This window comes from Rhodocyclaceae bacterium (assembly GCA_020248265.1).
Lineage (GTDB): Bacteria > Pseudomonadota > Gammaproteobacteria > Burkholderiales > CAIKXV01 > CAIKXV01.
The window spans coordinates 432,374-447,289 of record JADCHX010000002.1; the positions used below are offsets into that span (position 1 = coordinate 432,374).

At 65.7% G+C, this 14,916-nt stretch carries 10 protein-coding genes and 2 tRNA genes; 1 reads left to right on the forward strand and 11 read right to left on the reverse strand.

Going from position 1 to position 14,916, the window contains the following annotated elements; translation table 11 throughout:
- Nucleotides 1–28: 28 nt before the first annotated feature.
- The 3 genes from ING98_02855 to ING98_02865 are packed head-to-tail and all read right to left on the reverse strand — an operon-like array spanning nucleotide 29 to nucleotide 4,787.
- The gene (locus ING98_02855; GenBank protein MCA3100788.1) at nucleotides 29–1,510 is read right to left on the reverse strand and encodes an ABC transporter permease; all 1,482 of its coding nucleotides are present in this window, start codon (nucleotides 1,508–1,510) and stop codon (nucleotides 29–31) included.
- Nucleotides 1,507–2,484, reverse strand: coding sequence for an ABC transporter permease (locus ING98_02860; GenBank protein MCA3100789.1), 978 nt, complete (start codon nucleotides 2,482–2,484; stop codon nucleotides 1,507–1,509). Before ING98_02860 ends, ING98_02855 begins: the two co-directional genes overlap by 4 nt.
- Nucleotides 2,481–4,787 (reverse strand): ABC transporter substrate-binding protein, encoded by a 2,307-nt coding sequence (locus tag ING98_02865; GenBank protein ID MCA3100790.1) that lies wholly within the window; start codon nucleotides 4,785–4,787, stop codon nucleotides 2,481–2,483. The genes ING98_02860 and ING98_02865 overlap by 4 nt, the downstream gene beginning before the upstream one ends.
- 103 nt (nucleotides 4,788–4,890) lie before the next feature.
- Here ING98_02865 and fabI point away from each other — a divergent pair, with 103 nt between their 5' ends.
- On the forward strand, nucleotides 4,891–5,673 hold the full coding sequence (gene fabI / locus ING98_02870) for an enoyl-ACP reductase FabI (GenBank protein ID MCA3100791.1): 783 nt from the start codon (nucleotides 4,891–4,893) through the stop codon (nucleotides 5,671–5,673).
- 81 nt (nucleotides 5,674–5,754) lie between these two features.
- On the opposite strand, the gene ING98_02875 is transcribed toward fabI, so the two are convergent.
- The 8 genes from ING98_02875 to ING98_02910 all read right to left on the reverse strand — a co-directional run bounded on the left by ING98_02875 (nucleotide 5,755) and on the right by ING98_02910 (nucleotide 14,860).
- Nucleotides 5,755–7,650, reverse strand: coding sequence for a SurA N-terminal domain-containing protein (locus tag ING98_02875; protein ID MCA3100792.1), 1,896 nt, complete (start codon nucleotides 7,648–7,650; stop codon nucleotides 5,755–5,757).
- 105 nt (nucleotides 7,651–7,755) lie between these two features.
- Nucleotides 7,756–7,832 (reverse strand) — tRNA-Asp (locus ING98_02880).
- Nucleotides 7,833–8,030: 198 nt separating this feature from the next.
- Nucleotides 8,031–8,106, reverse strand: a tRNA-Val gene (locus tag ING98_02885).
- 12 nt (nucleotides 8,107–8,118) lie between these two features.
- Nucleotides 8,119–8,391, reverse strand: coding sequence for an HU family DNA-binding protein (locus ING98_02890; protein MCA3100793.1), 273 nt, complete (start codon nucleotides 8,389–8,391; stop codon nucleotides 8,119–8,121).
- Nucleotides 8,392–8,723: 332 nt separating this feature from the next.
- Nucleotides 8,724–11,219 (reverse strand): endopeptidase La, encoded by a 2,496-nt coding sequence (gene lon, locus ING98_02895; protein ID MCA3100794.1) that lies wholly within the window; start codon nucleotides 11,217–11,219, stop codon nucleotides 8,724–8,726.
- Nucleotides 11,220–11,458: 239 nt separating this feature from the next.
- Nucleotides 11,459–12,730, reverse strand: a complete 1,272-nt coding sequence (gene clpX, locus ING98_02900; protein ID MCA3100795.1) for an ATP-dependent Clp protease ATP-binding subunit ClpX — start codon at nucleotides 12,728–12,730, stop codon at nucleotides 11,459–11,461.
- Between the two features lie 114 nt (nucleotides 12,731–12,844).
- Nucleotides 12,845–13,429: an ATP-dependent Clp endopeptidase proteolytic subunit ClpP gene (gene clpP, locus ING98_02905; GenBank protein ID MCA3100796.1), complete on the reverse strand. Its 585-nt coding sequence runs from the start codon at nucleotides 13,427–13,429 to the stop codon at nucleotides 12,845–12,847.
- Nucleotides 13,430–13,546: 117 nt separating this feature from the next.
- The gene (locus ING98_02910) at nucleotides 13,547–14,860 is read right to left on the reverse strand and encodes a trigger factor (GenBank protein MCA3100797.1); all 1,314 of its coding nucleotides are present in this window, start codon (nucleotides 14,858–14,860) and stop codon (nucleotides 13,547–13,549) included.
- Nucleotides 14,861–14,916: the final 56 nt, after the last annotated feature.

Below are 14,916 nucleotides of genomic sequence, written 5' to 3' on the forward strand. Positions count from 1 at the left end.
CTGCCGTCGTCGCGATCGGTCATGTCGGTCATGCGCGTTCCCCTGCCCTGCCCGGCCCGCGCACCGGACCGATCCGGAAGCCGGCCCGGCGTACCGTCGAACGCGGATCGAACGCGTCGCGCACCGCATCGGCGAAGAGGTTGGCTGCGAGCACGAGCGCGAGCATGAATGCGAATGCCGAGGCCAGCGACCACCAGACCATCGGTTCACGCGCCATCTCCAGGCGCGCGTCGTTGATCATCGTGCCGAAGCTGATCATGCTCGGATCGACGCCGACGCCGACATACGAGAGTACCGCCTCGGCCAGCACGAGCCCGGAGAAGCCCATCACCGCCGAGATCAGCACGATGTGCAGCATGTTCGGAGCCAGGTGGCGCACGATGATCCGCCAGTGGGATACGCCGAATGCGTGGGCCGCCTGAACATACTCGAGTTCGCGCAGCTTCAGCGCCTCCCCGCGCAGCAGCCTGCAGAGTCCGGTCCAGTTGGCAAGCCCGAGGATCACGCACAGCATCAGCAGGCGGAAGTCGGCGCGCTGCGCCGATGTCTCGAACAGCCCCGGCCGAGTTTCCATGTACACCTGTATCAGAAGCACCCCGGCCGCGATCAGCAGCACGGACGGGATCGACTCGATCGTCGTGTACACGTACTGGATCAGGTCGTCGACCCAGCCCTTGAAGTAACCGGCGGCGATACCGAGCAGCACGGCGAATGGCATCAGCACGAGCGTGGTCAGCGTACCGATGACCAGGCTCGTGCGGATGCTCTTGAGGGACAGGTACAGGACGCTCTGGCCGATCTTCGACGTGCCGAGCACGTGGTAGTGGGCCGACAGCACCACGACCGGACCGGCGAGCACCAGCAGCACCGACGCAGTCACCAGCAGCGCGCGCCAGTTCACGCCGTCCCCGACGCCGCGCCGGATGTCCACCAGGGTCGCCCGGAACGCGGCTCGCCGGCGGCGGGCGATCGCGGCGATCCAGAGCGTGCAGAACGCGCCCGCCGCGAGCACCCCGGCCAGCAGGCCGGCAACGGCACGCAGTGCGACGTCGGCGGCCCGGTCGGCAGGATCGGCAAGATGCGCGCCGCCATGGCGCAGGCGGGGGAACTCCCGGACCTGCGCCCCATCCGGCCGTTCGATCGTCTCCTTCTGGAACGAGACTGCGGCGAGCGGGGCGGAGTAGGTCTTCTCGCGCCGCTCGCGCAACGGCGCGACCAGCAGGTCGAGCACGCTCAGCACGTCGACCGAATACGCTGCCTTGCCACCCTCGCCCGGCTTCTCGAGCGCGGGCCGGAAGTGCAGCGAATCGAGCAGGCCGATTCCGACGAACAGCGCGAGCACCACTGCCGAACCCATGCCGATGCTGTTGCCCGCGACGCGGCGCCAGCCCCGCCTCAGGTTCTCGTTGCGCCAGCAGGACCAGGCGAACGCGCACAGCACGGCAACCAGCAGGAACACGAGTGCATCGGTCCACAGCAGTACCGGCAGGAATGATCCCTGGCCGATCATGCGAAACGCACCCGCGGATCGACCCAGGCGTACGAAAGGTCGGTGAGCACCAGGCCGACGATGTAGAGCACCGAACCGAGGAAGACCATCGCACGCACCACGGCGAAGTCCTGCGCATTGATCGCATCGATCGTGTAGCTCCCCAGCCCCGGGATGCCGAAGAACGACTCGAACAGCAGGCTGCCGAGGAACAGCGACGGGATCACCACGACCACGCCGGTGAGGATCGGGATCATCGCGTTGCGCAGCACATGCCCGGACAGCACGCGCATCTCCGACAGCCCTTTCGCGCGCGCCGTGCGCACGTACTCTCGACCCATCTCGTCGAGGAAGATCGTGCGGTACCAGCGCGTGCTGCTGCCGATGCCCGCCACCACGCCGATCACCACCGGCAGCAGCAGGAAGGGAACCATCGCCACGCCATCGGCGAACCCCGAGATCGGGGCGAGGCGCCAGGCCTTGCTCACCAGGTACTGTCCGCCGATGATGTAGAACATCGCCGACACCGACATCAGCACCACGCAGGCGATCACCCCCGCCAGGTCGAGTGGCGTCTGCCGGAAGAACACCAGCAGCAGCGCAGCGCAGACATAGGCAAACAGCCCCAGAACGAACACCGGCAGCGCGATCGCGAGGCTCGGTCCCATCCGCTCGCGGATCTCCCGGCCGATGTCGCGGCCGTCGTCCGAGAACCCGAAGTCGAACGCGAACAGCCGCACCGACTTGTCGAAGAAGATCGTGTCGGTGAATCGCGCGCCACCTTCGGCCGACGCATTGACGAACAGCGGCCTGTCGTAGCCGCGTTCGCGCTTCCAGTCCTCGATCGCCTCGGGTGTCACGCGTTTCACGCCCAGTTGCATGCGCGCCATGTCGTCGGGCGTGTTCACCATGAAGAACAACGCGAAGGTGAGCAGGTTGACCCCGATCAGGATCGGGATCGCATAGAGCAGGCGGCGCAGCAGGTAGGCGATCATCGGCCTGGATCCCCGGCTCCGCGGCCGCCGACGTCGCGCTGCGGTTTGTGCCACCCGAGCCGCTCGAACCGGCCCGCTCGCCGCTCGCGCCGCCGGTAGCCGGCCCAGGCGGGCAGCACCAGCGCGAGCAGGCCGAGCACGGCAAGCCCGATCGGCCAGATCGCCGGATCGTTCCACGCCGCCTGCGCGGCCGCGCGTGCCGCACCATCCACACGGTGGTACTTCAGTTCGTTCTGCGCCATCGAATTGGGCTTGCTGTTGAGCAGCCAGCCGTGGCGCAGCGTGTAGTCGACCGGGTGCAGGCCCCATACCCACGGCGCGTCATGGCGCGCGATCTCGACCATCCGGTCGATCACCTGCTGCCGGGCCGGGCCATCGTCCATCCCCTTCATCTGCTCGAACAGGCGATCGTATTCCGGGTTCGCATAGTTGGCCGAATTGTTGCCATCGCGCCCGGCCTTTCCTTCGGGCCCGTACAGCAGGAACAGGAAGTTCTCCGGATCGGGATAGTCGGCATTCCATCCGAGGAAGAACAGCTGCACATTGCCCTGCCTGAGCTTGTCCTGGAAGCGGTTCCAGTCAGTCAGGCGCGGTACCAATTGGACATCGATCTTCTGCAGTTGCCGCACGTACCATTCGATGCGCGAGCGCGCACCCGGCCCGCCGCCGGTCGTGTCGAGGTACAGGACCAGGGGCTGCCCGGTCCTTGCATCGCGGCCATCCGGATAGCCGGCCTCGGCCAACAGCCGCTTCGCTTCCGTCAGCGGCTTGCGCCTCGGCAGGCCGTCGACCCAGTCGTACATGTACCGGTTGACGCCGTCCTCGCCATCGCGAAACCCGATGATGCCCGGCGCGATCGGCCCCTGTGCGGGGATCGCGCGACCGTTGCGGAAGATCGAGATGAACTCCTCCTGGTCGATCGCAAGCGACACCGCATGGCGCAGCTTGCGTGCACGCTCGCGCTCGGCCGGGCCGGCCTTGCCGCCGGAACCGACCACCGGGTCGTTCCAGTTGAAGCCGACATAGAACACCGAGGTGGCCACCGAGGTCTGCAGGCGGATGCCGCGCGCCGCCATCCCGTCGCTGATGCCGATGTCGCCCGACTCGTTCATCTGCACCGCCTGGTCGAACGCATCGGAACTGATGCCGGAGGTGTCGAACCAGCCCTGCAGGAACTTGTTCCAGTACGGGATCTGCTCCTTCTCGAGCGTGAAGACGAGGCGCGGGGCGAGTGGCAGCGGCCGTCCGGCATCGGCGAGCAGGCCGGCTTCGCGGTCGCCGGGCGCCCCCTCGGACGGGTAGACCTCGCCCGCATAGTGCGGATTGCGCTCGAGCACCATGCGGCGGCTCGGGTTGTTTTCCGTGAGCATGTAAGGGCCGCTGCCGATCGGGTACCAGTCGAGCGAGATGTTCTTTTTCGCGAGCCCCGGTTGCGCGTAGAAGCGGTCGGCCTCGGGCGGCATCGGCGCGAAGAACGGCATCGCGAGCCAGTAGACGAACTGCGGATACTTGCCGGCGAGGCGCACGCGGAAGGTATGCCGGTCGACTACCTGCACGCCTTCGATCGAATGCGCTTCGATGTCGATGAATGCATCGCGCGGCAGCAACTTCGCCTGCTCGCGCAGCGTCTCGGCCAGCGGTCCGAGGCCGACGATGTAGTTCGCCATCTTGCCGAGGATCGGCGACTGCAGCCGCGGATGGGCGAGCCGTTTGATCTGGTGCACGAAGTCGGCTGCGACGACTTCGCGCGTCCCCGTCTGGGGGAAATCCCGGAGCGCATGGATGCCGGCGAGCTGGGCGGCCCCCAGTGCGTGGTAGAGCGGACGTCCCTGGGCGTCGAGCGCCAGCGCCGGATGCGGCTGGTAGCGCAGACCCGGGCGGATGCGCACGTCGTAGACGCTGAATGCCACCTCGGAAGCCGGGGCATCGGCGGGCAGCTCGCGCCCCTGGCGGTCGAGGTAGCGCGGCCGGGGCACCTCGGTCGCCGCGAAACCGGTGAGTTCGAACGGCCGCTTCAGGTAGTGGTACTGCAGCGGCGGCTGGTAGATCTGGCCGACGAATACATATGCATCCGAGGTGTAGGCGCGCGCGGGATCCAGATGCTTCGGCCGTTGGTTGAACGCCGCATAGATCGTCTGTTCGCGGACTTGCGCGGAGTCGTCAGGATAGGGGTCATTCCACGGACCGCTGCAACCGGCCAGCAGCACACCCGCGCACAGACATGCCAGGCCGTACCGCGCGATCGTGGCCACGATGGATTCCGGGCGGCTGGATCGTGCGGTGACAGGACGGGCGGCTGGCATCTCACGCTCAGTGTAACGAAAACATCCTGCCCGGGGTCAAGCAATTCCCGTGCTGGAGCCCGGCGCTATACTCCGCCCACATTCATTGCATACGGGGCACTCGATGGGCTTTCTTTCAGGCAAGCGGATCCTGATCACCGGCATGCTCAGCAACCGGTCGATCGCCTACGGCATCGCAAAGGCCTGCGCGCGCGAAGGCGCCGAAATGGCCTTCACATACCAGGGCGAAGGCGTGAAGGACCGCGTCGTCGCACTCGCGGCGGAGTTCTCGTGCGATCGTGTGTTCCCTTGCGATGTCGGAAGCGACGCCGACATCGAGCGGCTGTTTGCCGACCTCGGCCAGTGCTGGGACCGGCTCGACGGCCTGGTCCATGCGATCGCGTTCGCACCGCGCGAGGCGCTGTCCGGCGAGCTGCTCGACGGTCTGGATCGCGAAGGCTTCCGCATCGCACACGAGATCAGTTCCTACAGTTTCGCTGCGCTCGCGAAGTCCGCACGGCCGATGATGGGCGCCGGCGGAGCACTGCTGACCCTGTCCTACCTCGGCGCCGAGCGTGTCGTACCGAACTACAACGTGATGGGGCTGGCGAAGGCCAGCCTGGAGGCGAACGTGCGCTACCTCGCGGCGAATCTCGGTCCGCAAGGCATCCGGGTCAACGGCATCTCGGCCGGTCCGATCAAGACGCTGGCTGCGGCCGGTATCGGCGGCTTCGGCAAGATTCTCAAGTTCGTCGAGGAGAACGCGCCGCTGCGCCGGAACGTGACGACGGAAGACGTGGGCAATGCGACCGCCTTCCTGCTGTCCGATCTCGCCGCCGGCATCACCGGCGAGATCACCTACGTAGACGCTGGCTTCAACGTGATGGGCGCCTGCATCCCGCGCTGAACGAGGATCGTCGCCATCGGCGGTCGGTGCGGCGGCCGATGGCTGTCGCCGCAACGACCGCCGCCGCGACAACCCACGCCGCTACTGGGGCCGCTCGACGGCAGCAGGCGCAAGGCTCACCTTCGCCCCCGCGCGCAACGCCGTGATGTACGCGCCGACCTGTTCCTGTGCAGCCAGCTGATAGGCCTGGCGGGCAAAGCCGGCCCGTACATTCGGATCGATTCCGCGCGACTCGACGACGCGCGACACCCGGAGCAGCAGGTAGCCGCCGCCCGGCTGCTCGACACCGGCATAGGCAGGCAGCTTCGATGCATCGGCGCGGAACACCTGCCGCAGCGCGGCCTCGGGCAGGGAGCCGGGCTTCTGCCGGCTCAGCAGTTGCGGCGCGGACCAGCCGCCACCAGCATCCTTGCCGGCACGCAGGTCCGCCAGCCGCTTGCGACCTTCGTCGATCGCCAGTTCGGATGCCCGCTGGAAGCGCAGACGCTTCTCGAGCGCTTCGGAGACCTCTGCGAACGGCCTGAGCCCGGCCGGCTTGACCTCGACGACGCGGGCGGCCATCAACACCCCCGGCGCGACTTCAATCGCGGCGGTGTTGCGCTTGTCGCGCAGCACATCGTCGGAGAACACCGCATTGACCAGCCGGTCGTTCGAGCCCTTGGGTATGTCGCCACCTTGCCGGCTGAACCAGCCACTGGTCTGCACCGGCTGGCTCAGCTGATCCGCCGCCGGCTTCAACGTGTCGGCCTGCTCGAACACGGTGTTGGTGAACGATTCGGCCAGTTCCGCAAAGCGGCGCGACGCGCGCGACCGGCGCAGTTCTTCCTCGACCTTCGCCCGTACCTGCTCGAAACCGGGACCGGCCTCGCCGCGCACCCCTGCGAGGCGGATCACGTGGAAACCCGCTTCACTCTCGACCGGACCGGCGATTTCGCCCGGCTTCATCGAGAACACCGCCTGGTCGAAGGCCTTGAGCATGGTGCCGCGCGCAAAGAAACCGAGGTCTCCGCCCTGTGCCGCAGACCCCGGGTCTTCCGACGACTTGCGCGCAACCTCGGCGAAGGTCTGCGGCGCCTTCTTCAGCTGCTCGGCGATCGCTGCCGCACGCTCGCGCGCCGCTGCCTTCGCCTTCTCGTCGGCACCAGCCGGCAGCCGGATCAGGATATGGCTTGCCTGTCGCTCTTCCGCCCCGCGGAACTGCGCCGCGTTCTGGTCGAAGTACTCCCGGACCTCCTGCGGTGTGACCGTCAACCGGGCGGCGAGCGCAGCCTGCGACAGCGCCAGGTACTCCACCCGCACCTGTTCGGGGATTTCGAACTCCTTGCGGTTGGCCTCGTAGAACTTCTGTACCGCGCCCGTATCGAGCGTGACCTGCTTCAGGAAGGCTTCCGGCGAGACCACCAGCTGGCTCGCCTCGCGCTGCTGGTCGATCACCCGGACGAGGCGGTCCACCACGCTCGCCGGAATGATGGTGCCGGCATTGAACGCGGCCTGCACCTGCGACAGCGCCAGTTCCGTCCGAACCCGTTCCTGGTACATCGTCTCGCTCATGCCGGCGGTGCGCAGCAGCGACTGGTAGCGAGCGAGCGAGAAGGTCCCGTTCTCCTGGAACTCGGGCTGGCCGGCTATCACGCCCTGCAACTGTGCGTCGGACACGCGCAGGCCGGCTGCATCGGCCGCGCGCTGCAACAACCGCTCCTGGATCATGCCTTCCAGTACCGCTGTACGGAACTCCGCGCCATCGAACATCTCGGGGCGGGCCTGCGCGCCGAGTGCCTCGCGCATGCGGTCCTGCTGCTCCCGCAGGCGGCGGTCGAAATCGCGCTGCAGGATCTGCTCGCCCGCCACTTCGGCGACATGCGTTTCGCGGCCGCCCCCCTGAAAGTAGCTCTCCATGCCGAAGAACGCGAACGGGAGGATCAGCAATGCCAGGATGATCTGGGCGACCCGCTTCTGCTTGTGAACGAAATCGTACATGGAAGCCTGCGCGAAAAAAAAGGCGAACGATGGTTCGCCTTGCTTGACCTCGGACCCTCTCCGGACTTTCCTCGGGAAATCTCCGGGAGAAGGCAACACAGCGGCTGGCGGAGTGGACGGGACTCGAACCCGCGACCCCCGGCGTGACAGGCCGGTATTCTAACCAACTGAACTACCACTCCAGCTGCTCTTGCGTGTGTTTGCCGCTGCTTCCCTGCCTCGCTTCGAAAATCTCGGAACAAGTGTCCGCCGAGCCGCCGATTATAACCACGCTTTGACGTTCCGGCCATCTCCCCGCATCAATCTCGGCAAAGAACCGCGCCGTTCATGCCTGTCCGGCAACGACGTCTTCCATTGCCGTGATCGTAGCGGCCGGTGTGTGGTGGGTGCTGACGGGGTCGAACCGCCGACATTCGCCTTGTAAGGGCGACGCTCTACCAACTGAGCTAAGCACCCGAAAATGAGACCTCAGTTGATGGCGTCTTTCAGTGCCTTGCCCGCACGGAACTTCGGGACCTTGGCCGCCTTGATCTTGATCGCATCGCCGGTGCGCGGATTACGCCCGGTACGCGCAGCGCGCTTGCCGATGAAGAACGTGCCGAAACCCACGAGGGAGATCGTGCCGCCCTTCTTCAACGCGATGCGAATCGAGTCGAGCGTCGCATCCAGCGCACGGCCCGCAGAGGCTTTGGACAGGTCCGCCGACTCGGCGATCGCGTCGATCAGTTCTTGTTTATTCACCAGGTTCCCCTTGTTCTTGTGCGAATCCGGAAGAAAATCGTTTTTGTGCCGGTGTCATCGACACCTGCCGGGCGGACCGGTGCACAACCAGGCAGCGACAGGGTCGTCACCGTGTTCCGTGACGGGGTCGCGCCTTCGATGTGCAACCCACGCTCGCTGTCCAGTGCCAAGCCCGTTCGCCCCGCACGCGACCGGAACACTGATCAACGATCAAAAACCAGACAGGCTTTATAGCGACGCCCCAGAGGAGTGTCAAGCCGTCCCTGGCGGCTGCCCGCCCGCCCCGGCACCAGGGATGCAGCAGGCCCCGGGCGCCAGGGGTTTCGACGCCGTCAGTGCTTCAGGCCTGGCGTGTTCGCCGTTTCGTCGACCGGCGCGGGCAAAGCCACCGGGGCTGCCGCCTCCGCCGCCGGCTCCGGCAATGGGTCGGGGGCACGCTCGAGTGCGAGTTCCAGGACCTCGTCGATCCACTTGACGGGCCGGATCTCGAGCTTCGACTTGATGGTCTCGGGGATCTCGGCGAGGTCCTTCACGTTCTCGGTGGGGATCAGAACGATCTTGATGCCCCCGCGCAGCGCAGCAAGCAGTTTCTCCTTCAGTCCACCGATCGGCAGCACCTCGCCGCGCAGCGTGATCTCGCCAGTCATCGCGACGTCGGCACGCACCGGAACCCCGGAGAGGACCGATACCATGGCGGTACAGATGCCCACGCCAGCGCTGGGACCATCCTTCGGGGTGGCCCCTTCCGGCAGGTGGATGTGGATATCGTTCTTCTGGTAGAAGTCGTCGGTCAGCCCGAGTTTCCGGGCACGACCGCGCACCACCGACAGCGCTGCCTGGATGGACTCCTGCATCACGTCGCCGAGCTTTCCGGTGGTGGTCATCTTCCCCTTGCCAGGCAGCACCACGGCCTCGATCGTCAGCAGTTCCCCGCCGACTTCCGTCCACGCCAGCCCGGTGACCTGGCCGATCTGGTTGTGCTTCTCGGCGATGCCGTAGGTGTACTTGCGCACGCCCAGGTAGTTGGCCAGGTTGCGCGCGGTGATGGTGACCTTCTTCTGTACGTCCTTCGCCGCGCCGTCTGCCGGTTTCGCCTTGCCGGCCTTCGCAGTGGCGGCATCCTTCTGCACGATGGCCTTCACCACCTTGCGGCAGATCTTCGAGATCTCGCGCTCGAGCGATCGTACGCCAGCCTCGCGGGTGTAGTGCCGCATCACGTCACGCAGCGCGCTCTCGGTCACCACCAGTTCGTCTTCCTTGAGCCCGTGATTCTTCATCTGCTTGGGCACCAGGTAGCGGGTCGCGATGTTGACCTTCTCGTCCTCGGTGTAACCGGCCAGCCGGATCACTTCCATCCGGTCGAGCAGCGGCGCCGGGATGTTCAGCGAGTTGGCCGTGGCGACGAACATCACGTCGGACAGGTCGTAGTCGACCTCAATGTAATGGTCGGCGAACGTATTGTTCTGCTCCGGATCGAGCACCTCGAGCAGTGCCGACGACGGATCGCCACGGAAATCCATGCCCATCTTGTCGACTTCGTCGAGCAGCAGCAGCGGATTGCGCACGCCCACCTTGGTCATGTTCTGCAGGATCTTGCCCGGCATTGAACCGATGTACGTACGGCGGTGACCACGGATCTCGGACTCGTCGCGCACGCCGCCCAGCGACATGCGGATGAACTTGCGGTTGGTGGCGCGCGCGATCGACTGTCCGAGCGACGTCTTGCCGACCCCCGGCGGGCCCACCAGGCACAGGATCGGCGCCTTCACCTTGTCGACCCGCTGCTGGACCGCCAGGTACTCGAGGATGCGTTCCTTGACCTTCTCGAGCCCGTAGTGGTCGGCGTCGAGCACTTCCTCGGCCTGGTTGAGGTCCTTGCTGATCTTGCTCTTCTTCTTCCAGGGCAGGTTGAGCAGGGTCTCGATATAGTTGCGCACGACCGTGGCCTCGGCCGACATCGGCGACATCAGCTTGAGCTTCTTCAGCTCGCCCTCGGCCTTCTTGCGCGCTTCCTTGGACATGCCCGAGCGCTTGATGCGCTTGTCCATTTCGTCCAGGTCGGCGCCGTCTTCCATGTCGCCAAGTTCCTTCTGGATCGCCTTGACCTGCTCGTTGAGGTAGTACTCGCGCTGGCTCTTTTCCATCTGCCGCTTGACGCGGCCGCGGATGCGCTTCTCGACCTGCAGGATGTCGAGCTCGGTCTCGACCTGGGTCATCAGGTGTTCGAGACGCTTCTTCACGTCGAACATCTCGAGTACTTCCTGCTTCTGCTCGAGCTTCAGCGGCAGGTGCGCAGCGATGGTGTCGGCCAGGCGGCCGGCCTCGTCGATGCCGGCGATGGACGTCAGGATCTCGGGCGGGATCTTCTTGTTCAGCTTCACGTACTGGTCGAACTGCGTGACCATCGTGCGCCGCATTGCCTCGACTTCAGTCGCCTCGGGCCCGTCGGCCGGTGGTACCGGATCGGCGACGCCCGTGAGGAAGCCCGCCGTCTCCTGGATGTCGGACAGGTTCGCGCGCTGGTTGCCCTCGACCAGCACCTTGACCGTGCCATCGGGCAGCTTGAGCATCTGCAGGATGTTGGCGATGCTGCCGACCGAGTAGAGGTCTTCAGCGCCCGGGTCGTCCTTGGAGGCGACACGCTGGGCTGCGAGCAGGATGCTCTTGCCCGATTCCATCGCGGCCTCGAGCGCCTTGATCGACTTCGGACGCCCGACGAACAGCGGGATCACCATGTGCGGGAATACCACGACATCGCGAAGCGGCAACAGCGGAAGCGCAACCGCGGGCGATGCAGCAGCGGGATCGGGGGTCTGATTGGGCGACATTTGCGTCCTTGGAAAAAGTCTCTGGGACGGTAGGTGGGGCTGGAACGGCCGCGTTCAAGACGAACCGGGAAGCCCCTCCGGCAATCCCCAGGATGGCGGCAACGCCATCCCATACCCTGCATGCTACAAGGTCGCGCGCCTGCGTGCGCGCGAGCACGCTCTGCAGATGCCTGCGCACCATCGGATATGCCGGCTTACACCGGCACTGCGTTCGCCGCGCGGACCTTCACCAGTTGCCGTCACACCGAACCGGCGACCTTCGGCTGCTCGGAGTAGATCAGCAGCGGCTTGCCGTCGCTGTCGACCGTCGCCTCGTCGATCACGACCTTGGTCACGCCTTCCATCGACGGCAGTTCGAACATCGTGTCGAGCAGCGTCTGCTCGAGGATGGAGCGCAGGCCGCGCGCGCCGGTCTTGCGCGCCAGCGCCTTGCGTGCGATAGCGAACAGCGCGCTCTCGCGCACCTCGAGTTCGGCCCCCTCCATCGCGAACATGCGCTGGTACTGCTTCAGGAGCGCATTCTTCGGCTGGGTGAGGATCTGGATCAGCGCCGCCTCGTCGAGTTCCTCGAGGGTGGCAACGACTGGCAGACGGCCGACGAATTCAGGGATCAGGCCGTACTTGATCAGGTCTTCCGGCTCGACATCGCGCAGCACCTCGCCGATGTGCTTGCGGTTGTCCTTGCCGTGCACCTTGGCGCCAAAACCGATGCCACCCTTGTCGGACCGGCCGCGGATCACCCGGTCGAGGCCGTCGAACGCGCCGCCGCAGATGAACAGGATGTTGGTGGTGTCGACCTGCACGAACTCCTGATTCGGATGCTTGCGCCCGCCCTGCGGCGGCACGGACGCGATCGTGCCCTCGATCAGCTTGAGCAGCGCCTGCTGCACGCCCTCGCCGGATACGTCGCGGGTGATCGACGGGTTCTCGGACTTGCGCGAGATCTTGTCGATCTCGTCGATGTAGACGATGCCGCGCTGCGCCTTGTCGACGTCGTAGTCGCACTTCTGCAGCAACTTCTGGATGATGTTCTCGACGTCCTCGCCGACGTAGCCGGCTTCGGTCAGTGTCGTCGCATCGGCCATCACGAACGGTACGTTGAGCAGCCGGGCCAACGTCTGGGCGAGCAGCGTCTTGCCCGAACCGGTCGGACCGATCAGCAGGATGTTGCTCTTGGCGAGTTCGATATCGTCGTTCTTGCCGATCGCCTTCAAACGCTTGTAGTGGTTGTAGACGGCGACCGAAAGGATCTTCTTGGCCTTGTCCTGGCCAATCACGTACTGGTCGAGGATCTGCTGGATCTCGCGCGGCACCGGAAGGTCGGATTTGGACCCGCGCGCTGCGCCTGCATCACCCTGCGTCTCCTCGCGGATGATGTCGTTGCATAGCTCGATGCATTCGTCGCAGATGAATACGGAGGGGCCCGCGATGAGCTTCCGCACCTCGTGCTGGCTCTTGCCGCAGAAAGAGCAGTAGAGGAGCTTTTCGCCGCCGCTCACTTTTTCCGTCATGGTGTCCTGTGCCCTTGCCGCAGGCCCGAGTGGTAGGTTGGCCTGCAGGCCGATGTGTCAATCGTCGATGCGCGTCGCTTGCCGGGATCGCCCGCCAGGGTTCGCTCTGCCCGTTCAGCCTGCGGAACGGGCCATCAGGACCTGGTCGACGACACCATACTTCATCGCATCTTCAGCGCTAAGGAAATTGTCACGGTCGCTGTCGCGGAGGATGGTGTCCACGGCCTGCCCGGTGTGCTTCGACAGCAACTCGTTCAACCGCTGCTTCAGGTAGAGAATCTCTTTCGCGTGGATCTCGATGTCCGAGGCCTGGCCCTGGAAGCCGCCGCTGGGCTGGTGGATCATCACGCGCGAGTTCGGCAGACAGTAGCGCTTGCCTTTCGTGCCCGCGGCGAGCAGGAACGCGCCCATGCTGGCCGCCTGGCCGATGCAGAGCGTGCTCACGTCGGGTTTGATGAACTGCATCGTGTCGTAGATCGCCAGCCCGGCCGACACCATCCCGCCGGGCGAGTTGATGTAGAACGAAATGTCCTTGTCGGGATTCTCGGATTCGAGGAACAGCAGCTGTGCGACGACCAGGTTGGCAGTCTGTTCATTCACAGGCCCGACCAGGAAGATCACGCGCTCCTTCAGCAGACGCGAGTAGATGTCGTAGGCGCGTTCGCCACGACCGCTCTGCTCGATCACCATCGGCACCATGCCGAGCCCCTGGGGTTCGATCCGCTCGCCACCCTGGGGGTTTGCACCGCCGGCCGTGAAGCCCGGACTGTTCCAGTTGATCATCTGAGACCCGACTTTCGTGTGAGGGCGGGCCGTTCAGCCCGCCGATTCCGTGCCCATCAGCTCGTCGAAGGCCGTCGGCTTGTCGACTACCTGCGCCGCGCCGAGCGCCCATTCGACGACGTTCGCTTCGACCACCATGGCCTCGACCTCCGACAGCCGCTGCGCCGATCCATAGTACCACTTCACTACTTCCTCGGGCCTTTCGTAGCTTTCGGCGAGCCCCTGGATCTCGGCCTTTACCTGCGCCGGTTTCGCGTGCAGCGCGTGCTTCTTCACGGCCTCCGCGAAGATCAGGCCGAGGCTGACCCGGCGGCCAGCCTGCGCCGCGAACAGATCGTCGGGCAGCGGCGCATTGCCGATCGACATGCCGCGCGCCTCCATGTCGCGCCGCGCCATGTCCTTCAGGCGTTCGGTCTCCTCGGCGACCAGAGCCTTGGGCACTTCGATCGGGGTCGCTGCCAGCAGCGCTTCGACGACCTTCTCTTTCAGGCGGGCCTTCACGCGGCGCTCGACCTCGCGCCGGACGTTCGCTTCGACCTCGGTGCGCATGCGCGCCAGATCGCCGTCCGCAACGCCCATCTGGCGCGCGAAGTCGGCGTCGAGTTCGGGGACCACCGGGCCGGAGACTTCCTTCACGGTGACGACGAAACTGGCCGCCTTGCCCGCAACTTCGCGACCGGCGTAATCCTCGGGGAAGTTCACCGGGAACGTCTTCGTCTCGCCTGCATTCATGCCGACCAGAGCCGCTTCGAACTCGGGCAACAGGCGCTTCTTGCCGAGCACGAATCGCGCGTCCTGCCCGGTACCGCCTTCGAAGGCGATGCCGTCGATCGTGCCGGCGAAGTCGACCGTCACCTCGTCGGTCGCTTCCACCGGGCGGTCGACCTTGACGAAGGTCGCCCGCTGGTTGCGCAGGATGTCGAACGTGCGGTCGATGTCGGCGGCGCCGACCTCGACGACCGGGCGTTCGATCGTCGACTGCGCGAGGTCGCCCAGTTCGAACTCGGGATAGACCTCGAACGTGGCGGAGTAGGAGAAATCGGTGGCCTCGGGTGCCTCGCCGGCCGCTTCGAACTTCGGCATGCCGGCCACGCGCAGGTTGCGCTCGCGCACCGCGTCTCCGAAACTCTTCTGCACGGTGTCTCCAACCACCTCCTGGCGGACCTGCGGGCCGTACTGCTGGGCCACCAGACGGAACGGCACCTTGCCCGGGCGGAACCCGTGCAGCTTGACGGTGCGCGCGAGCTTTTTCAGCCGCTGGTCGACTTCGGACTCGATCTGCGTGATCGGCAGCGACACGTTGACGCGACGCTCAAGGTTGCTCAGGTTCTCGACGGATACGTTCATTGGCTGGGGTCACGACAAATGGATGGGAACGATACAGGCCCGCTGCCGGGCTGGCT